General features: G+C 66.5%; 19 protein-coding genes and 2 tRNA genes. 8 read left to right on the top strand and 13 right to left on the bottom strand.

Annotated features, from left to right (window positions below; all coding sequences use genetic code 11):
• Positions 1–441: 441 nt before the first annotated feature.
• The 6 genes from AC1DCF_RS06120 to serS all read right to left on the bottom strand — a co-directional run bounded on the left by AC1DCF_RS06120 (position 442) and on the right by serS (position 5652).
• A tRNA-Ser gene (locus AC1DCF_RS06120) sits at positions 442–532 on the bottom strand.
• A 103-nt stretch (positions 533–635) separates the two neighbouring features.
• The gene (locus tag AC1DCF_RS06115) at positions 636–1928 is read right to left on the bottom strand and encodes an LCP family protein (RefSeq protein WP_477210254.1); all 1293 of its coding nucleotides are present in this window, start codon (positions 1926–1928) and stop codon (positions 636–638) included.
• 42 nt (positions 1929–1970) lie between these two features.
• A tRNA-Ser gene (locus AC1DCF_RS06110) sits at positions 1971–2055 on the bottom strand.
• Between the two features lie 104 nt (positions 2056–2159).
• Positions 2160–3473 (bottom strand): LCP family protein, encoded by a 1314-nt coding sequence (locus tag AC1DCF_RS06105; protein ID WP_477210253.1) that lies wholly within the window; start codon positions 3471–3473, stop codon positions 2160–2162.
• Positions 3474–3541: 68 nt separating this feature from the next.
• The gene (locus AC1DCF_RS06100) at positions 3542–4390 is read right to left on the bottom strand and encodes an HAD family hydrolase (RefSeq protein WP_477210252.1); all 849 of its coding nucleotides are present in this window, start codon (positions 4388–4390) and stop codon (positions 3542–3544) included.
• Positions 4387–5652, bottom strand: a complete 1266-nt coding sequence (serS, locus tag AC1DCF_RS06095; RefSeq protein WP_477210251.1) for a serine--tRNA ligase — start codon at positions 5650–5652, stop codon at positions 4387–4389. The genes AC1DCF_RS06100 and serS overlap by 4 nt, the downstream gene beginning before the upstream one ends.
• A gap of 49 nt (positions 5653–5701) precedes the next feature.
• Between serS and AC1DCF_RS06090 the strand changes: the two genes are divergently transcribed.
• Complete coding sequence (locus AC1DCF_RS06090) at positions 5702–6721, top strand: diacylglycerol/lipid kinase family protein (RefSeq protein ID WP_477210250.1); 1020 nt, start codon at positions 5702–5704, stop codon at positions 6719–6721.
• 115 nt (positions 6722–6836) lie between these two features.
• Here AC1DCF_RS06090 and AC1DCF_RS06085 read toward each other — a convergent pair whose 3' ends face one another.
• Positions 6837–7118 carry a hypothetical protein gene (locus AC1DCF_RS06085; RefSeq protein ID WP_477210249.1) on the bottom strand — a complete coding sequence of 94 codons (282 nt, stop codon included), beginning with the start codon at positions 7116–7118 and terminating at the stop codon, positions 6837–6839.
• A 341-nt stretch (positions 7119–7459) separates the two neighbouring features.
• Positions 7460–8407: a prephenate dehydratase gene (gene pheA, locus AC1DCF_RS06080; protein WP_477210248.1), complete on the bottom strand. Its 948-nt coding sequence runs from the start codon at positions 8405–8407 to the stop codon at positions 7460–7462.
• A 191-nt stretch (positions 8408–8598) separates the two neighbouring features.
• Between pheA and pgm the strand changes: the two genes are divergently transcribed.
• Positions 8599–10215, top strand: coding sequence for a phosphoglucomutase (alpha-D-glucose-1,6-bisphosphate-dependent) (gene pgm / locus AC1DCF_RS06075; protein ID WP_441789469.1), 1617 nt, complete (start codon positions 8599–8601; stop codon positions 10213–10215).
• A 103-nt stretch (positions 10216–10318) separates the two neighbouring features.
• On the opposite strand, the gene AC1DCF_RS06070 is transcribed toward pgm, so the two are convergent.
• The 4 genes from AC1DCF_RS06070 to AC1DCF_RS06055 all read right to left on the bottom strand — a co-directional run bounded on the left by AC1DCF_RS06070 (position 10319) and on the right by AC1DCF_RS06055 (position 14614).
• A complete protein-coding gene (locus AC1DCF_RS06070) occupies positions 10319–10987 on the bottom strand; it encodes an amidase domain-containing protein (RefSeq protein WP_477210247.1) in 669 nt (222 codons plus the stop codon).
• Positions 10988–11098: 111 nt separating this feature from the next.
• A complete protein-coding gene (locus AC1DCF_RS06065) occupies positions 11099–12301 on the bottom strand; it encodes an amidase domain-containing protein (protein WP_477210246.1) in 1203 nt (400 codons plus the stop codon).
• Between the two features lie 194 nt (positions 12302–12495).
• Positions 12496–13755, bottom strand: coding sequence for an MFS transporter (locus AC1DCF_RS06060; protein WP_477210245.1), 1260 nt, complete (start codon positions 13753–13755; stop codon positions 12496–12498).
• A complete protein-coding gene (locus AC1DCF_RS06055; protein WP_477210244.1) occupies positions 13748–14614 on the bottom strand; it encodes a M15 family metallopeptidase in 867 nt (288 codons plus the stop codon). The genes AC1DCF_RS06060 and AC1DCF_RS06055 overlap by 8 nt, the downstream gene beginning before the upstream one ends.
• Positions 14615–14876: 262 nt before the next feature.
• Between AC1DCF_RS06055 and AC1DCF_RS06050 the strand changes: the two genes are divergently transcribed.
• From AC1DCF_RS06050 to AC1DCF_RS06025, 6 genes are all read left to right on the top strand, one after another.
• Positions 14877–16652: an MDR family MFS transporter gene (locus AC1DCF_RS06050; protein WP_477210547.1), complete on the top strand. Its 1776-nt coding sequence runs from the start codon at positions 14877–14879 to the stop codon at positions 16650–16652.
• A 347-nt stretch (positions 16653–16999) separates the two neighbouring features.
• Entirely contained in the window at positions 17000–18319 is a 1320-nt protein-coding gene (locus AC1DCF_RS06045) for an ABC transporter substrate-binding protein (protein WP_477210243.1), read from the top strand.
• A gap of 109 nt (positions 18320–18428) precedes the next feature.
• Positions 18429–19550, top strand: coding sequence for a carbohydrate ABC transporter permease (locus AC1DCF_RS06040; protein WP_477210242.1), 1122 nt, complete (start codon positions 18429–18431; stop codon positions 19548–19550).
• Positions 19547–20413, top strand: a complete 867-nt coding sequence (locus AC1DCF_RS06035) for a carbohydrate ABC transporter permease (RefSeq protein ID WP_477210241.1) — start codon at positions 19547–19549, stop codon at positions 20411–20413. The genes AC1DCF_RS06040 and AC1DCF_RS06035 overlap by 4 nt, the downstream gene beginning before the upstream one ends.
• On the top strand, positions 20413–21858 hold the full coding sequence (locus tag AC1DCF_RS06030; protein ID WP_477210240.1) for a glycoside hydrolase family 1 protein: 1446 nt from the start codon (positions 20413–20415) through the stop codon (positions 21856–21858). Before AC1DCF_RS06035 ends, AC1DCF_RS06030 begins: the two co-directional genes overlap by 1 nt.
• 98 nt (positions 21859–21956) lie before the next feature.
• A complete protein-coding gene (locus AC1DCF_RS06025; protein ID WP_477210546.1) occupies positions 21957–22931 on the top strand; it encodes a LacI family DNA-binding transcriptional regulator in 975 nt (324 codons plus the stop codon).
• Between the two features lie 187 nt (positions 22932–23118).
• Here the strand turns inward: AC1DCF_RS06025 and AC1DCF_RS06020 are convergent, their stop codons facing one another.
• Complete coding sequence (locus tag AC1DCF_RS06020; RefSeq protein WP_477210239.1) at positions 23119–24039, bottom strand: LLM class F420-dependent oxidoreductase; 921 nt, start codon at positions 24037–24039, stop codon at positions 23119–23121.
• Between the last annotated feature and the right edge of the window lie 49 nt (positions 24040–24088).

The raw sequence follows: 24088 nt of genomic DNA, 5'->3' as shown, positions 1-24088 counted from the left end.
CGAGATACCGACGCATCAACCTTGGCCGCCTGCTCCGCCTACCGTGCTCCACACTCATGCACACTCCGATCAGAGAATGAGTACCGAGAAGCATATGCTCTGGGATGTACTTTGAATGGCAAACGCCAAAGCATCACAGATTGCGCGCTTGACACCAAAACATCAAGATTCGAGTCACTCATCCTTGAACCTGATGTTTTCGTGCTCGGAGCGGTCGAGTCGCACCCGCACACCACAAGGTGTGGAGGCTGGCTCGCTGGATCTCGACAGGCTCGATCACCGGGATGGCCGATTGCAGAGGTCGGCGCGCGGGATCTCGACAGGGTCGATCACCGGGATGGCCGGGGCCAGGAGATTGGGTCTCGGGGTCTCGAGAAGCTCGACCACCGAAAAAGACGAATAGCCCCGGAATCACTGGGATTCACGAGGCTACATCTTGTGCGGAACCGGTGGGATTTGAACCCACGGTACCCTGTAAAGGGTACTCCACCTTAGCAGGGTGGTGCACTAGGCCGAACTATGCGACGGTTCCTGGGTGCTCGCCGGAGCGAACACACGCTTGTAATCATAACCGAATCCGAGGCACCCTTTCGACCATCGCCGAGGCGCGGGTCTGATCGGATGCCCCCGACTGGTTACTGGTCGTCGAGCGTGCGCCCGACCGAACAGGTGAGTTCGCCGGCGGTCTGACCGGTGGCCCGATCTGACAGAACCACCCCGCCAGAGGGATCAGCGGCCGGGTCAACCGGCGCACCGTCGACCGGTGCCGCAGGATCGACAGCCGGGGCATCCGCCGCAGGCACGTCGGCGACCGGTGCCGGGGCGTTCGGATCGAGAGTTGCGCCACGGCCCATCGCACCGCTGAGCTTCAGCGGCTGGTCGGCGGCGATCGCCGCGAACATGTCATCGAAGTCAGGCTGCGAGGGAACGACCCCGCCCTCGGTACCGCCGGTCGGCACCTGCACGAAGACGATGTCCTCGAGCGGGATGTCCTTCAGCGCCATCGCGATGGAGGCGATGGTTCCGACATCGTTCAGGCTTGCCGAGAGCGTCATGTTTCCGGTTGCGGCCTTGGCCAGCGAATAGACCTTGAGCGGGTCGGACAGGGTGTCGGCGCTCTTCACCGTGCGCACGAGCGACGACAGGAACACCTGCTGGTTATTGATGCGGGTCAGGTCGCTGCCATCGCCGATGCCGTGCCGGGTGCGCAAGAACTGGAGCGCGTCGACGCCCTGCAGCTCGTGCATGCCGGGGTCGAGGAAGACGCCGGTGTATTCGTCTTCGATGCGCTCGGCCACACAGACCGGAACGCCGCCGACGGCGGTGGACAGGGCCATCACGCCACTGAACTGCACCTCGGCCGCGAACGGGATGCTCAGCCCGGTGAGCGCCTCAACCGTGAGAACGGTGCAGGCCATGCCGCCGTAGCTGAGCGTGGTGTTGATCTTCTGTCGGCTCATCGCATCCGAGGTGTCGCCATCGGGCAACGGGCACTCGGGGATCGGAACGAACATGTCGCGCGGAAAGCTGATGACCGAGGCGTTCTTGTGATCCTGCGAGATGTGCAGCAGCATCGTCACATCGTTGAGGTCACCGGTCTCGTCGGGACCGCCGAACATCGGGTCCTGACCGGCCCGGCTATCGCTGCCGATGAGCAGCAGATTGACGCCGCCGTCGATCGAGGCGATCTGCTTCACGGTGTCGCCGAGCTTTTTTTCATTGGCCAGGTGAACGCTGGGCTTGACGCTGTTGGCAACGTCGAGCGCGGCGATTGCCGCAACGGATGCCCCGCTCACGAGCAGCACGGCGAGCGCCGCGGAGGTGAACTTGGCCAGGGTGCCGAATGGGTTCGACTTCTTCAGCCGGCCGTGCCGAATCGCTGTGAGCGGTTGCGCTCGATTGGATCGCGGGCGCATTTTGTCGCTCACTCAGGTCCTTTCATCAGATGTGGGCCCTGACACGTCATAGTGCGGAGGGCGTGGGATTCGAACCCACGAGACATTTCTGCCCACCAGTTTTCAAGACTGGCTCCATCGGCCGCTCGGACAGCCCTCCAGTTCGCGAACGAACAAGCAACGATCCTATCCGATGACAGCCTCATCAGACTGACAGGACATCCTGTAAACATGCTGGACGGACCCGCTCGGCCCCCGCGTCGCCTACTGATCGCTGAGAGAACGCCCCACCGTACAGGTGCGATCCGCCGCGGTTTGCCCGGTGATGCTCGGCGGGAGAACCACGGCCGGGTTGGTCGGCGAAGGCGCCGGAAGCGTCGACGACGGGGTGCCGGTGGGCGCGATCGTGTCCGGCGATGACGGTGCTGGGGATGCGGTGGGCGCCGGCGACTCCGGCGGCACCTGCTCGTTGGCCGGCCCCAGCTGGCCGCCCAACTGGATGGGCTGGTCGGCGGCCAGCGCCGCGAACAGGGCAGCCGCGTCATCGGTGCGCCCCATGAGGCCATCCGGCGTTTCGTCGACCGGGTATTGCACGAACACCATCTTCTCGAGGGTGACGTCTTGCAGCGCTTTCGCGATCGACACCATCGAGTCGAGGCTTTGCAGACTGGTGGAGAGACGCATATTGCTGGCCGCCGCCTTGGCCAGGCTGTAGAGCGTCAGCGGGTTATTCAGGGTTCCCTCGCTGGTGATGGTGCGCATCAGCGAGGCCAGGAACGCCTGCTGGTTGCCGATTCGAGCCAGGTCGCTGCCGGTCGAGAGACCGTGGCGGGTGCGCAGAAACTGTAGGGCGTCCCAGCCCGAGAGCACGTGTTCACCGGCCGTCAGGAACGTGCCCGTGTACTCATCCTGGATCGGCTCGGCCACACAGACCGGCACTCCCCCGACAGCGTTCGACATCTCGATCACGCCGTTGAACTCGATCTCCGCCGCAAACGGGATCGTGAGCCCGCTGAGCTGCTGCACCACCGCGACCGTGCAGCCCAACCCGCCGTAGGAAAGCGCAGCGTTCAACTTGTCGGTGAAGCCGCCGTCGGTACCCGGCGCGCTTTCGTCGGGCGATGCCGGGCAGGCCGGGATGTCGACCTGCAGGTCACGCGGAAAGCTGATGACGGTGGCCGCGGTGTGATCCTGTGAAATGTGCAGCAACACCGTCACGTCGCCCAGGTGCTCACCACGCGGGCCGAACCGTGGATCACCCTGGCCGCTGTCGCTGCCGACGAGCAGCAGGTTGACCCCGCCTGCGATCGCCCCGATCTCAGGAACCGGACCGTTGGTGTCGGCCGGCAGCGCGACGGGTGCCTTGAGGCTGGATGTCACGTCGCCGATGGCAATTCCGGTCACCGTCGCCGCACTCACCAGCACGACGGCGACCGCCACGGCGAAACCCTTGAGCAGGGTGATCGACACCGGTTGCACGGGCAATCGGCCGTGCCGAGCGATCGGCGCGGGAGCCGGCGTCGCGAGGCGGGCCTCGCCGCGCGGTCCAGGCGGATCTGCCGCTGATCTGGTGATCATGCGGAGACCCTACACCGCGGTGCTGCTGTCGCTCTGAGGCTTCGAAAACGCTCAGAGTGGTGGAGTGCCTAGAGCGTGGCGAGCACGTGCGCCAGGCCGTCACCCAGCACCGAAGCCGTGGTTTCGGTGGCAACGGCGATCACGTCGTCGGGTGATTGACCCATGGCCACGCCGCGGCCTTCCTGGCCGGCCCAGAGCAGCATGTCAATGTCATTGCGGCCGTCACCGACGGCGAGAATGCGGCTGCGCGGGATGTCGAGTTCGGTGCGCACGCGCTCCAACGCTGTGGATTTGTTCACGCCGTCTGGGGCGATGTCGAGCCACGCGGTCCAGCCGATGGCATAGCTGACACGGTGCAGACCCATCCGATCGACGACGGCGAGAAACTCTTCCATCTGGTGGTCGGGCGAGATCACGACGACGCGGGTTGCCGGGTACGCCAGCAGCTCGTCGAAGTCGACTCGTTCGCTGTCGTCACCGATGGTGTCGTCGGGAAAGACCTCGGTGAAGCGGTAGTGACCCTGCTCGTCTTCGACGGCGAAGCGGGCGTTGTCGAGGTGCGAGCGCATGGTGGTGAGCACGTCGGACGGGTCGAAGGATTCGATCCATTCGCGGCGGTATCCCGACGGCTCGGATGGATCGTGCGCCAGCGTGACAGCCCCATTCGAGCAGACGAGGAAGCGCGGCGTGATGCCGAGGCGGGTGAGCACCGGCAGGGTCGCGGCGGCCGAGCGGCCGGTGGCCAGCATGACCTCGTGCCCGGCCCGGTCGAGGCGGTCGACCTCGGCCAGCACAGCGTCGCTGATCGTGCCGTCTTCGTGCATGGTCGTGCCATCAATGTCGAGGGCGACGAGCCACGGGGTGTCGGCCGGGTCGGGGGCGCCCACGAGCTCGGTCGAGCGGCTGGAGTCGGTCACCGGATCGGCTCGATCACTTCGAGGCCGCGGAGGTACGGGCGCAGCGCTTCGGGAACGCGCACCGAGCCATCCGCCTGCTGGTGCGTTTCAAGAATCGCGACGATCCAGCGGGTCGTGGCCAGGGTGCCGTTCAGCGTCGCGACGGGCGTGGTCTTGCCCGACTCGGTGCGGTAACGGATGTCGAGACGGCGCGACTGGTAGGTGGTGCAGTTGCTCGTGCTGGTGAGCTCGCGGTAGGCACCCTGCGTGGGAACCCACGCCTCGATGTCGAACTTGCGGGCGGCGCTGGAGCCGAGGTCGCCGGCGGCGACGTCGATCACGCGGTAGCTCAGGCCGAGCGACTGCAGCATGCCCTCCTGCAGCGCGACGAGGCGGTCGTGCTCGGCCTCCGCGTTTTCGGGCAGCACGTAGGCGAACATCTCAAGTTTGTTGAACTGGTGCACCCGGATGATGCCCCGGGTGTCTTTTCCGCCGGAGCCGGCTTCGCGGCGGTAGCAGGTGGACCAGCCGGCGTAGCGGAGCGGTTCGACCGAGAGGTCGAGGATCTCGTCGGCGTGGTAGCCGGCGAGCGCGACCTCGCTGGTGCCGGTCAGGTAGAGGTCGTCGGCGGGCAGGTAGTAGATCTCGTCTGCGTGCTCGCCGAGGAAGCCGGTGCCGTCCATGATCTCGGGGCGCACGAGCGTCGGCGTGATCAGCGGCGTGAAGCCGGCGTCGAGGGCGCGGTCAAGTGCCATGTTCATCAGGGCGATCTCGAGGCGGGCGCCGATGCCCTTCAAGAAGTAGAAGCGCGAACCCGACACCTTGGCGCCGCGGCTCATGTCGATCGCGCCGAGCATCTCGCCGAGCTCCAGGTGGTCGCGCGCCTCGAAGTCGAATTCGGGGGTCGTGCCGTGCGTGCGCAGGGTGATGAAGTTGTCTTCGCCGCCGGCCGGAACGCCGTCGATGATGGGGTTCGCGATCGTGCGCACGATCTGGTGGAAGCGAGCCTCGGCATCCGTCGCACTGGCGCTGGCAGCCTTGACCCGGGCAGCGAGCTCCTGGGCCTGGGCGACGAGGGCCTTCTTCTCGTCTTTGGGCGCGGCGGCGACGAGCTTGCCGAACTGGTTCTGCTCGGCGCGCAGGGCTTCAAACTCCGCGATCGTCGTGCGACGTTCGGCGTCGGCGGCGAGCGCCTGGTCGACGGCCTCCACGGAGGCGCCACGGGCCTCCTGTGAACGCTTGAGGAGGTCAGGATTTTCGCGAAGCAGCACCGGATCAATCACGCTGGCCAGTCTACAAGCGCCAGCCGGGGCAACCCGATAGCCTGGCTGGGTGGCTGCCCCCGGCGTGACCGACCCTCATCGCCAGGCGTCTGTCGTCGCTCAGCATGCGGCGGTCATCTACAACCCGATCAAAGTCGACCTGAAGAAGCTGCGCGCGAGTGTGAATGCGGCCGCGCGATCGGCCGGCTGGGCCGATACCCTCTGGTTTCCGACGAGCGAGAAGGATGCCGGTCAGCAGGCCACCCGTCGCGCGATACGACAGGGCATCGCGATGGTGATCGCAGCGGGCGGCGATGGCACGGTGCGCGCCGTGGCCGAAACCCTGCGCGACTCGGAGATTCCGCTGGCGATCGTGCCGTCGGGCACCGGAAACTTGCTGGCCCGCAACCTGCAGCTGCCGCTCGGCAGCATCGACGACGCGGCGGCGATCGCGTTCGGCGGCGAGGACCGGGCGATCGACCTCGGCGTGGCCAGCGTGACCGGGGTGACCGGCGACACCGACGATCACGTGTTCTTGGTGATGGCCGGCCTCGGCCTCGACGCCGAGATGATTGCGGCGACACGCCCCGATCTCAAGAAGCAGGTGGGCTGGCTGGCCTACATCGACGCCGGCATGCGGGTGATTCCGAAGGCCGTGCCGTTTCGCATCCGCTACAGCGTGGCCGGGCGGGCCGACCGCTCGGCGCACATCAGCACGATCCTGATCGCCAATTGCGGAACATTGCCCGGCAACCTGCAATTTCTTCCCGAGGCGCAGGTCGACGACGGGATTCTCGACATTGCCATGCTGCAACCGAAGGGCCTCTTCGGCTGGCTGAAGATCTGGCGCCGGGTCAGTTGGGAGAACGGCGTGCTGCGCCGCTCGAAGACCGGCCGCAAGCTGATCGAGGCGACCGAGGAGAACAACGAACGCACGATGATGACGCTGCAGTCGGCGGACATCCGGATTACCGTGGACAACCCGCAGCCGTTCGAGATCGACGGTGACGAGTTCGGGTCGGTGCGGGCGCTGTTCGTGCGGGCCGATCCGCAGGCGTTGATCGTGAAGGTGCCGGCGGCGTCCTCATAGCGTCGGAGCCCGTTGACGGGGCGGCCTGGCCGTGAGGGGTCGCAGATCGACCTTCGTCGGCCGGTTCAAGGTCGATGTGCGACCCCTCGCGCTGCACGCGGTGAGGGTTCGACGGTCAGGATGCCGCGCGACGCTCGCGCTGCCACCGAATTGCGCGCTCGAAGATCAGTCCGACGAGCACCAGCAATCCCGTCGAGATCATGGCTGGTGAGAGCGACCAGGTCAGCTGCTGCAGAATCATCTCGATGGGCACGTCCCCCGTGCCGTCATAGCTGTAGTTCCGATTCTGATTCAACATGGCTCGCCAGACCAGCCAGAGCCCGCCGACGATCAGAGCGACTCCGATCACCCCGAGGGCAGTGAGGAACGGGTTGCGAGGTGGCCGCGCATCCCTCACCCACCCGTCATACCCGTCATCCTCATCCCGGCCATTACTCTCGCCGAACCGTGTCAAATGACCACTTTCCGGGTCGGAAATCGGTGATTTGACACGGTTCGGCGAAGGGGCGACGGGTTGGGAGGAAACGGGTGAGGCGGGTGCGACGGGAGTGACGGATGCGACGTGAGGCGCGGCATCCGCTCGCGTGGATGCCTCGGCACGAGAGGTCGCATCCGCACGAGACCGCTTCCCACCAGAGGAACGAGCAGCGGAGTGCTCACCCGGCCGAAAGCCGCGCTGAAACATGGGGTCGTGCCGCGGATCGAACCGCGGCTGACCGTCTGCGTCAGCGCCGGAGGTCATGCCGGTTCCTGCCCGATGATCCCGCGCAGCCAATCGCGGGCCTCGATGAAGATGCCATCGTCGTAGCGATCGGTGAACTCGATCGTCCGTTTGTCGGCACGGGGGTAGGAGCCGAGAAATGTCACGTTGGGGCTGAACCGGCGCAGGCCGAGCAGCGCGTCGGCCATCCGTTCGTCGAGAATGTGGCCATCCGCGTCGATGACGAAACGGTAGCGCCCGAGCTCGTCGCCGATCGGTCGGGACTGGATCAAACTCAAGTTGACCCCCCGGGTGGCGAACTGCTCGAGCATCTCGAGCAGGGCGCCCGAGTGATCCTCCGGCAACTCGACGAGCAGGCTCGTCTTGTCGGCACCGGTCGGAGCCGGAAGCTCGCTGGTGCTCGCAACGAGCACGAAACGGGTGACGGCGTTGGGGTTGTCGCCGATATTCGTGGCGAGAACGGCCAGATCGTGGTGCTTGACGATTCCGGGCGGCGCGATCGCGGCATCCGCGTGACCGTTCTCGAGCAGCGCGGCGGCGGCCGCGACATTGCTCGACGCGGGAATGTGGCCGTGTCCGGGCACCGCTTTTTCGAGCCAGGCGCGGCACTGGGCGTAGGCCACCGGATGCGCGTTGACGGTGTGCACCTCGGCGAGGGTCGTTCCGTGGCGCGCGACCAGGTCGAAGCTGACCGGCACGAGGTATTCGCCGATGATGCGCAGGTTCGGAACATTGGCGAGGGCATCCTGGGTGGCGGTCACCCCTCCGTCGACGGAATTTTCGATGGCGATCATCGCCGCAACGCTGCGCCCGGCGACGACGTCGGCCAGTGCCTCGCCCACGTTGCTGACCGCGCGCCAGGTCTTGCCTGCTGCCTCGGGCACCTGGGCCAATGCCGCCTCAGTAAACGTGCCGGCCGGTCCGAGGAAGCTGTAATTGTCGGGGGCAGGTGAGGTCTCTGGCATGGCTGCAAGCCTAGTTGGAGTGCCGCCTCGAAGCCGGGAGCGCGCGCCTGGTCAAGTGCCCAGACACGAGCGGCGTCTGGTCTGGTGAAATGCAAGGCGGAAGAGGAGGTCGTACCGGTGTTGTACGACCGACGATGACAACGCAGCAGTTCGCCCGACCAGGCGACGCGAAGCGGTGCCAGACTGGGGGCATGAGTGAGCGCGCAGGAACCCCGGCCCAGGAATCAGATCTGATCGACGTCACCGCTTTGGTTGCCGCCTACTACGCGTTGAAACCGGATGTCGCCATCCCCGCCCAACGCGTGGCCTTCGGCACGTCGGGGCACCGGGGCAGTTCGCTGAACACCGCATTCAACGAGAATCACATCGCCGCGACGACGCAGGCCATCGTCGAGTACCGGGCGGAGCAGGGCATCACCGGCCCGCTCTTCATCGGTGCGGACACCCACGCGTTGAGCGCGCCGGCCTACACGACAGCGCTCGAAGTGCTCGTCGCCAACAATGTGCGGGTTCTCGTCGACGAGTTCGACGACTACGTGCCGACGCCGGCCCTGTCTCACGCGATCCTCGCCTACAACCGTGCCGGTCATGGCGATGAGGCCGACGGCATCGTCGTCACGCCGAGCCACAACCCGCCGATGGACGGCGGTTTCAAGTACAACCCGCCGCACGGCGGCCCGGCCGACGGCGACGCGACCAGCTGGATCGCCGCCCGCGCCAACGACCTCATCGCCCACGGCATGCGTGACGTGAAAATGAGCGAGCCGAGCGCCGTCGAGGCGTACGACTTTCGGGGCGCCTACGTCGACGACCTCGAGAACATCATCGATATGAAGGCGATCCAGTCCAGCGGCATCCGCATCGGGGCCGATCCGCTCGGCGGCGCCAGCGTGGGCTACTGGGGCGCGATTCGCGACCGCTATGAACTCAACCTGACCGTGGTGAACCCGAAGGTCGACGCGACCTGGAGGTTCATGACGCTCGACTGGGACGGAAAGATCCGGATGGATCCGTCGAGCCCGTCGGCCATGGCATCCGTTCTGGCGCACCAGCACGACTACGACATCCTGACCGGTAACGACGCCGACGCCGACCGCCACGGCATCGTCACCCCCGACGCCGGGCTGATGAACCCCAATCACTTCTTGGCCGTCGCGATCGACTACCTCTACAGCCACCGCGAGCAGTGGCCGGCGGATGCCGAGATCGGCAAGACGCTCGTCTCCTCGAGCATGATCGACCGGGTCGCCGCGGCGCTCGGGCGGCCGCTCTGGGAGGTTCCGGTCGGCTTCAAATGGTTCGTGCCCGGTCTGCTCGACGGCTCGGTCGCGTTCGGCGGCGAAGAGAGCGCGGGCGCCAGCTTCGTGCGCTTCGACGGATCTGTGTGGACCACCGACAAAGACGGCATCCTGCTCGCGCTGCTCGCCGCAGAGATTCTCGCGGTCACCGGCAAGACCCCCAGCCAGCGGTACGCGGAGTTGGCCGAGCAGTTCGGCGCGCCGGCCTACGCCCGCGTGGATGCCGCGGCGACGCCCGCGCAGAAGGCTGCGCTCGGCAAGCTCAGCGGCAGCGATGTCGCGGCCACCACGCTCGCGGGTGAGGAGATCATCGCGAAGCTCAGCCACTCCCCCGGAAACGGTGCGGCGATTGGCGGCCTCAAGGTCGTCACGGAGAACGCCTGGTTCGCCGCGCGCCCGAGCGGAACCGAAGACGTCTACAAGATCTACGCCGAGTCGTTCAAGGGTGCAGAGCACCTGGCCGAGGTGCAGCGCGAGGCCAAGGCGATCGTCGACGCGGCGATCGCATAGCCGGACCGGTGATCGAGCGGAACCGGTGATCGAGCTTGTCGAGATCCGGTGACCGGGTCTCGAGTCCGGCCCACCGGGTCTCGACAGGCTCGACCACCGTTTGCTACGGAATGCTCCAGTAGTAGACCGAGGCCCCCGGGTGATTCGTCGTGATCGCCCAGTCCACCGAACGATAGTCCGTGTCGTCGGTGTGCCCCGCATAGTAGATCTTGATGTTGTCGCCCGTGCCTTCGATGCGGGTGACAACGGCGGTGTGGTCGCGGTCGCCCGAGTTGTCCCAATCGAACTGCGCGATGTCGCCGAGCTTGACCTGATCGCGCTCGGAGTCACTCAGCGCGGTTGCCCGCCCGCTCTCCTCGAGATAGTCCCTGAACGCCGTCGAGCTCACCCAGGCTGAGGAGAAATCGAAATCGTCGCCGGTTCCCTCTGTCCACCAGTCGTCGTCCATCGTCCAGCCCCGCACGATCAGCGATTGGCTGGCGAAGTCGACACAGTCGTTGTCGGGGACCACGCCGTATTCAGCGGTGTTGTAGTGCTTCCAGTACTTGAGCACGTAGGCCAACTGGGCCTCAACCGCTGCATCCTGGGGCTGCGCGTCGCTCGCGCTGCCGCCGGAGGATCCCGGGGTGCCCGTATCGCTCTGTCCGCCGCCACCCAGGCCGAAGTAGTCCGCGCCATCCGCGAATTGCATCGCAAAAACTGCGCCGCCGACGACAAGACCGCCGATCAGAACAGTGGTGATGCCTCGGCGGGCGGTTCGGGAAAACGCCACGATCTTCTCAATTCGTCGGGTACGAGTTGGGGAAAGCTAGTCTTTCAGGTGCTCGGTCCCATGCTGCACATGGATCCTGAACGCTGACCCCCAAACGGGTGTGGTTCCAGGTTACGCGACGCTCCAGTACGAGACGGATCCGCCGGTGCCCGACACCGACTCATCGACCGACTTGAAGTCGGTGTCATTGGTGTGGCCGCCGTAGAAGATCTGCGTGCCCGACGCCGTCTTGTCGACGCGCGTGACGATTGCGGTGTGGTCGCGGTCACCTGAGTTGTCCCAGTCGAACTGCGCGATGTCGCCGACCTTCACCTGGTCGCGCTGGGCGTCGCTCAGTGGCGTGGCGCGCTCGGGGTGGTTGCTGAGGTAGTTGGCGAAGGCGGTCGAACTTGACCAGGCTGCGCTGTATCCGCCGCTGGTGCCGTTGTACGACCACTCGGAATCCATGGTCCAGCCGCGCGCGATGAGCGACTGGCTGGTGAAGTTCACGCAGTCGTTTCCTGCGATTGAGCCGTACTGCAGCGTGTTGTAGTTCTGCCAGTGGGCCAGCACGTAGTCGGTCTGTGCCGCGACTGCGGCAGCCTGGGCTGCGGCGGCAGCTTCGGCAGCGGCCTGGGCGGCAGCGGCAGCCTGGGCGGCAGCGGCAAGCTGCGGGTCAGGAATGTAGTTGAAGGTGAGCGGAGCGGCCGCCGCGACGCGAAGCGCCGGAGTCAGCGACGACGGCGAAGCGAGCGATGCCGCCGGGGCCGCTGCCGCTGACGCTGGGGCCGTGTCGGCCGCGGCAGTCGCATCGGTCTTGGCCAGCGACGTGTCGTCGACCTTCACCGCTTTGCCCGCGATGTCGAAGAGTTCAACGGCGACGGTGCCGGTCGCGAGGTCTTTCGCCGGCGGGGTGGTGATCGTCACGGTGTCGGTGGTGGCCGAGGTGACGGCTCCGGGGGTGCCGCCGAAGCTGACGGCGGCCACCTTGCTCAGGTCTTCGCCGGTGACGGTGACGACGGTTCCGCCGGTCACAGGTCCGGCCGACGCTCCGTCGGAGGCGATGATGCTGCTGCGCACGATGGGGTCTGGCCCGGCGACGGGCCGGTCGATGGCGGCGACCGCCGAGACGGCCGAGTCATCGGCGGATGCGCCGATGGCGCCGGCTCCGGTGGCGACGCTCAAGGAGATGGCGATCGCGGTGCAACCGGCGACGACGCTGGCGCCGAGTACGAGTCGGCGATCATTCTGCAGCGATTCAGCGCGGTGCTTGCCGCGGCTGGGGGTGAAGGTTTCAAGGACATGACGAGTAACTCTGGTGAAGGCGGGGCGCACACAATCGTTTCTGATCAGGAAAGGGGGACTTTCCAGAGAAACACTCATCTTTGGCAAGGTGCTGTGCAAAGCATCCATATCCCATGCGAACGCATGGTCTGCCGACGTCGTTTGAGTGGGTGGTGAGCGAATGCCGCGTGTGGGCAGATCCGTGCCCTCAGGGCGATCGGCGGCCCTGCGCCCACACCTCGACGTCAGCGGCGCGGAAACCCGGCGCGCAACCCAAAAAAGACGACCGGAACGAGCACCAACGCCGCAAAGCCGTTGACCGCGGTGAACCCACCCCAGCCGAGAAGCAGCCCAGACGCGGCGGCGGCGATGGCGGCACCGAGGTTCATCGCGGCATCCGTCGCCCCCTGCAGTGGCACCCGAATGCGCTGTTCGACGGTGCGGGTCAGCAACGTCGAACCGCCGATCATGCCGGCCGACCAGCCGAGTCCGAGCAGACCGAGGGCGATCGGCAGGCGGATCATGTCGTCGGGGGCGAGGACAGCACCGAGGGCGAGAGCTGCCGCGAACACGATCACGCCGACAAAGATGACCCGGCTCGGCCCGATGCGGTCGGCGAGCCAGCCCATCAGCGGGCTCGCGCCATACATGCCCAGAATGTGCACGCTCAGCACGAGGCCGACGAGACCGAGCGAGAGGCCTTGGTGGTGCATGTGCACCGGGGTCATCACCATCACGCCGACCATGATCGTTTGGGAGCAGACGATGGCGACCATCGCGAACACGGCTTTCGGTTGACCGAGGGCGCTGCGGAGCGCCGCGCGCAGGCCGAGGGCGGCGACCGGTGCCGCATCCCCGGCAAGTTGGCCGGCCGGTGGGGTGCGCAGCAAAAAAGCGGCCAGCAGCGTCGACAGGGCGAATGCCGCCCCGGAGAAGAGATAGGGGCCGGCGAGCGGCTCGATGCCGAGGTTTCGTCCGAGGTCGCTGCCGAGCTGCGAGAGGTTGGGCCCGGCCACCGAGCCGAGCGTCGTCGCCCAGAGCACAATGGACATCGACCGGGCCTCATACCCTCTCGACGCCACCTCGGTGGCGGCGAAGCGCGACTGCAAACCGGCCGCGCTGGCGGCGCCGAATGCGGCGAGCCCGATGAACAGCACCACGACGCTGCCGGATGCCGACGCCGCGAAAATGAGGAGGGTTCCGACCAATGCCAGGCCGTAGCCGACCGCAAGCGCCACGTGCCGGCCGGCCCGGGTGGCGAGCCTGGCCAGCGGAATCGCGACGAGCGCGGCACCCAAGACGCTGGAGGTTTGCGCGAATCCGGCCATGGTCACGGTGCCGGTGAGTTGCTCGGCGAGCAGGCCGCCGACCGCGATGCCTGACGCGACGCCCACCCCGGCCAGCAGCTGATTCACGATCAACAGGGCCAGCGGCATCCACCCGGTGCGTCGGGAGAGGCGCTGGCGCACGGCGGCCACGGCCAGCGGGGCGGCCGGCTCAGCCATAGTTCGGGGCTGCGGGAAGGCCGAAGAATTCCTCAAGCGTGGTCACGCCCGTGCGGTGCATTTCGGTGGAGAGCTCAACTCCGACATAGCGAAAGTGCCACGGCTCGAACGCGTACCCGGTGACCGCGACCTTGTCGGCGGGGTAGCGCAGAATGAAACCGAACCGCCAGGCGTTGGCGGCCATCCACTGACCCTCAGGAGTGTCGGCGAAACAGGTGTTGAGCGAGCAATTTCCGGAATCTGCGCCGATGTCGATGGTGAGTCCGGTTTGGTGTTCGCTCGTGCCAGGGCGAGCGGTGCTCGTGTCGGCGAAAGCCTGGCCGTTGTCGGCCACATCGTTGCCGTAGACCCGCACCTGCGTCTCATAGCTGCGGTAGGCGCTGTTCGAAGCGAGGGTCAGGCCGGCCTCGGCGGATGCTGCGGCGAACATCGAGACGACGGCGTTCGACGCCTCCTGGCGAAGCTCGGGCGCATTGGTGTGCGGCACGGGAACGGCGACGAGGTCGGGCGGAACGAAGTCAACCGGGTTCAGCGGCCGGAGCTTGTTCACGACGACCCAGATGCTCGCCGGGTCGTCGATGGAGAACTTCGCGCGGTTGAACGTCGGCACCGGCATCGGGGCGGCGGTCTGCGCCGGCACCGGCCGCGCAGTGAAGGTCGGAACCGGGGTCTGAGTCGGTGTCGGCGTGTCGGTGACGACCGGCGACGGCATCGCGGCGTTGGGACTCGATGCGCGTCCGGAGACGGCACCGGCCCCCAGAGCCAGCACGGAGAGCACCACGCCGGCGACAACGATCAGTACGAATCGCCTCCGGCGCACCTGCTGCGAATCCCGCGTGCGCGGACGATCTTCTGACACCTCTTGAGTTTAGCCGCGACCGCTGACCCCGATTCGCGGGCCGCGAGATTTTTCTTGCTGCGGCGAATGTCACGGAGTAACTTTGCTCGCGATGACGCCTTCGGACCCTTCCGCAGTGCCTCCCCCCGATCCGACGAACGCGGCGATCCCGGGTTCATCAGCCGCGTCATCCGGCGCAGGCGGGTCGGGCGGCGGCGCATCCGGCGCGTCCGGCCCATCCGGTCCGTCCGGCATCGATGCCCCGTCAGCGTCGAACCCGCTGATGACGCACCGGCAGATTCTGTTCGTGATCTTCGGCCTCATGGCCGGCATGTTTCTTTCGGCGCTCGATCAGACGGTCGTCGGCACCTCGATGCGCACCATCGCCGACGATCTCGACGGACTCGCCCTGCAGGCCTGGGTGACCACCGCCTACCTGATCGTCTCGACGATCAGTACCCCGATCTACGGCAAGCTGAGCGACATTTTCGGGCGGCGGCCGCTGTTCATCATCGCGATCTCGATCTTCATGATCGGATCGCTTTTGTCGGGACTGGCCACCTCGATGTACGGCTTGGCGATCGCCCGAGCAGTGCAGGGTCTCGGCGCCGGCGGACTGATGGCCCTGCCCTTGACGATCATGGGCGACATCCTCGCCCCGCGCGAACGAGCAAAGTACCAAGGCTATTTCTTGGCCGTCTTCGGAATCTCGAGCGTCATCGGCCCCTTGCTCGGCGGGCTGCTTGCCGGCACCCCCGAGATTCTCGGCATCACCGGCTGGCGCTGGGTCTTCTTGATCAATATCCCGATCGGCCTGGTCGCTCTCGCCATTGTGCTGCGCTTTCTGCACATCCCGCACTTCAAGCGGCCGGCCCGCATCGACTGGTGGGGCGCGGCGACGGTCATCATCGCGACGGTCCCCCTGCTGCTCGTGGCCGAGCAAGGGCGCATCTGGGGCTGGGGATCCGTGTCGGCCTGGGCCTGCTACCTGGTCGGCGCGCTCGGCACTATCGCCTTCATCCTGATCGAGAAGGTGATGGGCGACGACGCGCTCATTCCGCTCAAACTGTTCAGATCGGCGACATTCTCGATGGCCACCGTCCTCGGCGTGCTCGTCGGATTCGGCATGTTCGGCGCGCTGATGACCCTCCCGCTCTACCTGCAGCTGGTCAACGGTGCAACCCCGACCGAGAGCGGCTTTCTCATGCTGCCGCTCATCCTCGGCCTGATGATCGCGTCGATCGCGAGCGGCCAACTCATCGCCCGCACCGGCAAGTACCGCATCTTCCCGATCCTCGGCACCTTCTTCATGTCGGCCGGCTTCTTCTGGTTCACCTTCGCCACCGCCGACAAGCCCGTCACGTTCATGATGGTCGGGATGCTGCTGGTCGGCCTCGGTCTCGGCCAGCTGATGCAGACACTCACGATCGCCAGCCAGAACTCGGTCGGCGCCCGCGACATCGGGGTGGCGACCTCCTCGGCCACCTTCTTCCGGCAGATCGGCGGCACGCTGGGCACCGCTGTGCTGTTCTCGGTGCTGTTCACGCGCATCCCGATCGACCTGACCGCGATTTTCAGCGACCCCGTCACTATCGCCGCCCTGAAGACCGCCGCAGCTGACCCGGCCGTGCAGTCCAACCCGGCCAATGAGCAGATTCTGAAGCTGCTGCAAGACCCGAGCGCTCTCGCCGGAGCACTCGACGGGGATACCTCGTTTCTGAACACCTCTGACCCGCAGCTTGCCGCGCCGTTCCTCGACGCCTTCAACGAGGCGGCGGTCACGGTGTTCTGGGTCAGTTTCTTCGTGCTGGCCTTCGCGTTTGTGCTGAGCTTCTTCTTCAGGACTCCCCCGCTGCGCAAGACCTCGGCGCTGCAAGAGGTGGCCGACGAGAACGAACTGGCCAGGCAGGCGCAGACCGCCGGCGACCGGATGGGTGCCCTGGTGGAGCCCGGGACGGGGTCGACGCCGGTTCAGGTGCCGTCGACGGCGGCGCCTCCGCCCGGCACCTCGGAGGGACCGCCTGAACCGTCGGGCTCGCCGCCGCCGCTGCCCGCCTGACTCGCGCGCCGCATCCGCGCGCCTTCGACCCGCGTTGCACACCGCCGAGCTTGACCGTTGCGGTCGAGTTGCCCTGTTGCGCCGCTCAAACTCGACCGCAACGCTCAAAGTCGGTGTCGTTGAGCGCACGCTCGTGAACGCAAATCCATTTTCGTGAGAGCGCTCTCTTGACAACACTGCGCAGGTGCGCTTAGCTCATCTACGCCACCGTGAGAGCGCTCTCACGCATCGAGAGCGTTCCCCGGCCGGCCTCGGCCAGGTCAATCACCACCGATCGGCGCGAGAGCAGTCTTCGCTACTGATCCACCACTTTCAGCTCGACCCACCACGCACACAAAGGAGTGACCGTGAAGCTTTCACGACGCACACAGGCCGTTGCAGCCGTTGCCGGTGCAGCAGCATTCGCCCTCATCGCCAGCGGATGTACGGCATCCACGGGCGACGAACCCGCCAGCTCGGACAACCCGATCGAGCTCACCGTGACCACGTTCGGCACGTTCGGCTACGACGACCTCTACAAGACCTACGAAGCCGAACACCCCGGCATCACAATCAAGGCCACGAACATCGACACCGGCGGAAACGCCCGCACCGATATGTTCACCAAGCTCGCGGCCGGTTCCGGCCTCACCGATGTCGTCGCCGTCGAAGAAGGCTGGCTCGGCTCGGTGATGGAGGTCTCCGACCAGTTCGTCGACCTCAACGACTTCGGCGGCAAGGACATCAGCAGCCGCTGGGTCGACTGGAAGCTGGCTCAAGGCACGGATGCCAATGGCCGCCTCATCGGCTACGGCACCGACATCGGCCCACAGGGTCTCTGCTACAACGGTGCACTCTTCGAAGCGGCGGGCCTGCCGAAGGACCGCGAAGCGGTCGCCGAACTGTTCGGCGGCGCCGACGCCACCTGGGACCAGTACTTCAAGCTCGGCAATGAGTACAAAGCCAAGACGGGCAAGGCCTGGTATGACCAGTCGGCCTTCGTCTGGAACTCAATGGTGAACCAGCTCGACGAGGGCTACTACACCGCCGACGGCGAACTCAATGTCGAAGGCAACCCCGAACTCGAAGAGCGCTGGGGCTGGATCACCCAGAGCATTGCCGACGGCCTCTCGGCCAAGCAGGCTCGCTGGGACTGGGGCGGCGGCAAGGGCTTCGTTGATGGCAGCTTCGCCACCTTCGTCTGCCCGGGCTGGATGCTCGGCGTTGTGCAGGGCAACACGGAATCCGGCGGCGGCGACGCCTCAACCGGCTGGGACTTCGCCGACGTCAACCCCGGCGGAGCCTCTAACTGGGGCGGTGCGTTCTTGACCGTTCCGACCACGTCGAAGCACCAGAAGGAAGCAGCCGAGCTCTCGGCTTGGCTGACCGAACCAGAGCAGCAGGTTGCGCAGTTCGAGGCAGCCGGCACCTTCCCGAGCACGACGGACGCTCAGACCACGCTGGCCGACGAGGCCACTCCGAATGAGTTCTTCCAGGGAGCCCCGGTTGGCGCCATCCTCGCCTCCCGCGCTCAGGGAGTCGTCGCCCAGTTCAAGGGTCCGGATGACTCGGTGATTCAGGAGAACGTGTTCCAGGCCGTGCTCGACCGCGTCGAATCGGGCGAGCTCAACGCCGAAACCGGGTGGGCCGAAGCGCTCACCCTGACCGACGAACTCGTCGGTCAGTAATAACCCGGTGGCCGGGTCTACTGACCCGGCCACCGGCATCCGCCCCGCCGGTCACCCTCGCGGGGTTGCAACTCTCCCGATCGCCGCACAGACGAATGAAGGAAGCCCCATGTCTGTCACCCTCAGCCCCCCGGACATCCGTGAGGCGCCACCCCTGCCCGAGGCGACTGCCCGGCCCGTGCGCTCGGAACGGCGTCAACGACTGAGCCGCCTCGACGTCAAGGCCTCGCCCTACCTCTACATCGCACCGTTCTTCGTGCTGTTCGGGCTGATCGGTCTGTTCCCCCTCATCTACACCTTCGTGGTCTCGCTCTATGACTGGGATCTATTGAAGGGCCAGGGCCCGTTCGTCGGCCTCGACAACTTCGCCGCTGTGCTGCAGGACCGGTTCTTCTGGAACTCGCTGTTCAACACCTTCAGCATCTTTCTGCTGTCGAGCATCCCGCAGCTCGTCATGGCCACCGTGATCGCCGCCGTTCTCGACCAGAACCTGCGCGCCAAGACGTTCTGGCGCATGAGCGTGCTGCTGCCCTACATCGTCACGCCGGTCGCCGTGTCGCTGATTTTCACGAACATGTTCAACGAGCAGTACGGGCTGATCAACAACATTCTGGGCGCCGTCGGACTCGATCCCGTGATGTGGAAAAYCGAGACGCTGCCGAGCCACATCGCGATCGCGACGATGGTCAACTGGCGCTGGACCGGCTACAACGCGCTCATTCTTCTGGCCGCCATGCAGGCGGTGCCGCGCGACATCCACGAGTCGGCGGCGCTCGACGGCGCCGGCTCAATCCGCCGCTTCTTCAGCATGACGCTGCCGAGCATCCGCCCGACCATGATCTTCGTGATCATCACCGCCACGATCGGCGGCCTGCAGATCTTCACGGAGCCCCGCCTGTTCGACCCGATCACGGCCGGCGGCAGCGCTCGTCAGTTTCAGACCACGGTGCTCTACCTCTGGGAGATGGCCTTCTTCAGGCAGAACTTCGGCGAAGCCTCGGCGATCGCCTGGCTGCTGTTCTTGATCATCGTCGTGATCGGCGCGCTGAACTTCTTGCTCTCCCGCCGGATCGCCTCGGCCGAAGTGCGCAACTCCCGACGCCGGTCCCGACGGAAGCTCGAACGGATGCGCATGGCCGCGTCCGCCGCCGGGGCCGCGCCGATCACGGCCACGGCCAGCACCACCCCTCTCGAAGCCACGCCCCCGACCGCACAGGAGAACCGATCATGACCACGGCCCCCTCCCCCCTGCGTCGACGGCGCCGAGCGATGGGAATCGACCGCCGCCCCGGCTTCCTGGTCTACGGCCTGCTCATCGCGGTGCTGCTCTCCTCGGCGTATCCGCTCTGGTGGTCGTTCGTGATGGGCTCCAGCGAGAACTCGGCGCGCGGCGAGACCTGGCCGCCGCTGCTGCCGGGAGGTCGCTTCTGGATCAACGTCGGCGAGGTGCTCGACAGCGTTCCGTTCTGGCTGGCCCTCGGCAACAGCATCATCATCTCGAGCATCATCACCGTCTCGGTCGTGTTCTTTTCGACCTTGGCCGGCTACTCCTTCGCGAAGCTGCGCTTTCGCGGCAACACCGTGCTGATGGTCGGCGTCGTCGCGACCATGGCCATCCCGACCCAGCTCGGCATCATCCCCCTCTTCATGCTCATGCGGCAGTGGGGCTGGACCGGGGAGATCGGCGCGGTCATCGTGCCCACCCTGGTGACGGCGTTCGGCGTCTTCTTCATGCGTCAGTATCTGGTGGATGTCATCCCCGACGAGCTCATCGAGGCCGCCCGCGTCGACGGCGCGAGCATGATCGGCACCTTCTGGCACGTGGCGCTTCCGGCGGCCCGGCCGGCCATGGCCATCCTCGGCTTGTTCACCTTTATGATGGCCTGGACCGACTTCCTGTGGCCGTTACTGGTGCTGAATTCCTCGAATCCGACCCTGCAGACGGCGCTCTCGCAGTTGCAGTCGGCGCGCTACGTCGATTTCTCCGTCGTGCTGACCGGTGCGATCCTCGCCACGATCCCGCTTCTCATTCTCTTCATCATTGCGGGCAAACAACTCATCTCGGGCATCATGCAAGGAGCGGTGAAGGGCTAATGACAGCGACGAATCTGAACTCAATGAGCTGGCCGCCCGGATTCATCTGGGGGTCGGCGACCGCCGCGGCCCAGGTGGAGGGCGCCGGACGCGAAGACGGCAAAGAAGACTCGGTCTGGGATGCCTTCGCCCGCGTTCCCGGCGCGATCGCCAACGGCGACACGCTCGAGAAGGGCGTCGATCACTACCATCGGATGCCCGGCGACGTGCGGCTGATGAGCGAGCTCGGTCTCGACTCCTACCGGTTCTCGACGAGCTGGGCGCGCGTGCGCCCCGGCGACCGGGCGGCCAACCCGCTCGGACTCGACTTCTACTCCCGCCTCGTCGACGAGCTGCTCGGCGCCGGCATCCTGCCCTGGCTGACGCTCTACCACTGGGATCTGCCGCAGGCGCTCGAGGAGAAGGGCGGCTGGGCCAACCGGGACACCGCCTATCGCTTCGTCGAGTACGCGACGGATGTCTACGCCGCGCTCGGCGACAGGGTCGCCCACTGGACCACCTTCAATGAGCCGTTCTGCTCCTCGCTGCTCGGCTACGCCTCCGGTGTGCACGCACCGGGCCGCCAGGAACCGCGCGCCGCCCTCGCCGCCGTGCACCACCAGCATCTGGCCCACGGTCTCGCCGTCACCGCGCTCCGCGAGCTCGGTGCCGAGAACCTCGGCATCACCCTCAACCTCAGCACGGCGATCCCGCGCGACCCGAGCGATCCCGTCGACCTCGAGGCGGCCCGCCGCTTCGATTCGCTGCAGAACCGGATCTTCCTCGAGCCGATCCTGCTGGGCTCCTACCCGGCCGACACCCTGCGCGATCTCGAACCGTTCGGGCTCAGCGAGGTGATTGAATCCGGCGACCTGGAGATCATCTCGGCGCCGATCGACTTTCTCGGGGTGAATCACTATCACGATGATTCGGTGAGCGGGCATCCGGTCTCTCCGGATGCCGGTGGAAGCGCCGACGGGCACTCAGGAGGGGCCGAACGCGCGACCGCGTCGCCCTGGATCGGGGCCGAGGATCTCACCTTCCCGACCCGGGGACTGCCGCGCACGGCGATGGACTGGGAGGTCAATCCCGATGGGCTGCGCCACCTGCTCGTGCGACTCACCGCGGAGTACCCCACTCTCCCCCCGCTCTACGTGACCGAGAACGGGGCGGCGTTTGACGATGAGCCGAGTGCCGACGGCCAGGTGCACGATCCGGAACGCAGTCGCTACATTCTGGATCATGTTGCGGCGATCGGGCAGGCGATCGAGGCCGGCGCCGACGTGCGCGGGTACTTCGTCTGGTCGCTGCTCGACAACTTCGAATGGTCGTGGGGGTATGGCAAACGATTCGGCATCATCCGGGTCGACGAGTCGACCTTCGAACGCACGATCAAAGACAGCGGCCTCGACTATGCGGCACTGATCAGATCGGTTCGTTCGGCTGAGGTCGTGCCCGCCCTCTGACCCCGTACTCTGAGGGAAAGATATCTGACCGCTACCTCGTGACGGAGACACTCGTGGAGACAGGCTCGGGCCGGAACCGGTCGGTTCCCACCTTGGAAATGGTCGCGGCTCTGGCCGGAGTTTCCCGCGCGACCGTGTCCCGCGTCGTCAACGCGTCGCCCAAGGTGACGCCAGACATCCGCACGGCCGTGAACGAGGCGATCGCGACGCTCAACTATGTGCCGAACCGTGCTGCACGGTCGCTGGTCAGCCGGCGCAGCCAGGCCGTAGCGCTCGTGGTGCCGGAGTCGACGGCTAGGGTCTTCGCCGACCCATTCTTCGCGTCGGTGGTGCAGGGCATCGCGCTCAGTCTGGCCGAGACCGATTTCACCCTGAACATGATCATCGCCTCCGAGGCGCGCTCGGAGAAAACGCGGCGCTACCTGCTGGGCGGCAACGTCGACGGGGCGATCGTGGTCTCGCATCACAGCGGCGACCACTCCTATGCGCATCTCGGCCAGGCCCTGCCGATCGTGTTCGGTGGACGACCGCTGACCGGGGCCGACGACAGCTACTACGTCGATGTCGACAATGCGGCGGGAGCGGCGACCGCGACCCGGCACCTGATCGGGCTGGGGCGGCGCAACATCGCCATGATTGCCGGCCCGCAGGACATGACGCCGGGTGTCGACCGGCTGGCCGGATGGCGCGACTCGGTTCTGGCCGCCGGCCTCGATGACTCTCTGGTCGAGGTGGGCGACTTCTCCCCCGAATCCGGCACTGCCGCGATGCGTCGCCTACTCGACCGTGGGGCGCCGATCGACGCGCTGTTTGCGGCGAACGACCAGATGGCGGCCGGGGCGTATGCGGCAATCCGCGAACGCGGGCTGAGCATCCCCGACGACATCGCGGTGGTCGGCTTCGACGATGACTATTTCGGCGCGACGGCCACTCCGGCGCTGACGACGGTGCACCAGCCCGCGGTTGAGATGGGTACGACGATCGCCGAGGTGCTCATCAAGCTGATCGAGGGCACGCCGGTGGAACGGGTGACACGGCTGGCGACTGAACTCGTGGAGCGGGACTCGGCGTAGCGGCGCATCCTCGTCGCCTCCCCCTTCGCCTCCCTCGCCGCCTCCCTCTTCGCCTCCCTCTTCGCCTCCCTCTTCGCCTCCCTCGCCGAACTTGACCGTTGCGGTCGACTTTCCCCGGTGTGCCGGGGAGTTTCGACCGCAAGTGTCAAACTCGGCGAGGTGCGAGATGCGCGAGGCGGGCTCGCCGCTAGGCGAGCTGCGGCACGACCTCGCGCGCGAAGTAGTCGAGGTGATCGAGATCGCTGAGGTCGAGCATCTGCAGGTAGACGCATTCCACGCCGTCGGCCTCAAGCGCGCCGAGTCGGTCGACGATCTCCGCGGTGGTGCCGGCCAGGCCGTGCTCGCGGAGCTCGGCCGGCTCGCGCCCGATCGCGGCGGCACGACGAATGACGTCGGCCTCGGTCGCGCCTCCCGCTGCGACGAATGCCGCTGAGTAGACCAGCTCGTCGGGGTTGCGACCGATCGCCTCACAGGCCGCGCGCACGCCGGCGAACTTGGCCGGGACATCCGCGAATTCGGGGAACGGCAGGTTGAACTCGGTGGCGAAGCGGGCGGCCATGGCCGGGGTGCGTGTGGCGCCGCCACCGCCGACGATCACCGGGATGCGGTCTTGCACGGGCTTCGGCAGGGCCGGGGAGTCGACGAGTTCGTAGTGCTCGCCGGCGTAGCTGTAGCGGTCACCGAGCGGGGTCTCCCAGAGTCCGGTCACGATTTCGAGCTGCTCTTCGAGCATGCCGAAGCGCTTGGCCGGAAACGGGATTCCGTAGGCCGCGTGCTCCTCGGCGAACCAACCGGTGCCGAGGCCGAGTTCCACGCGCCCGCCCGACATCTGGTCGACCTGGGCGACCTGAATCGCAAGAATTCCGGGCGGCCGGTAGGTCACTGACGAGACGAGGGTGCCGAGGCGGATGCGCTCGGTTTCGCGGGCCAGGCCGGCCAGCGTGGTCCAGGCATCGGTCGGGCCGGGGTAGCCGTCGCCGCCCATCGAGAGGTAGTGGTCGGAGCGGAAGAAAGCGTCGAAGCCGAGCTTCTCTGTGGCCTGCGCAACGGCGAGGATGTCGTCGTAGCTGGCACCCTGCTGCGGCTCGGTGAAAATGCGGAATCTCATGGGTTCAGTCTTTCAGTTCGCACGGGTCGGCCAAGTGGTTCTACTCACG

It is taken from the genome of Leifsonia sp. 10L418, from assembly GCF_056395445.1.
Note: the sequence above shows the minus strand (reverse complement) of the source record. Positions and strands in the feature narration are given on the sequence as shown.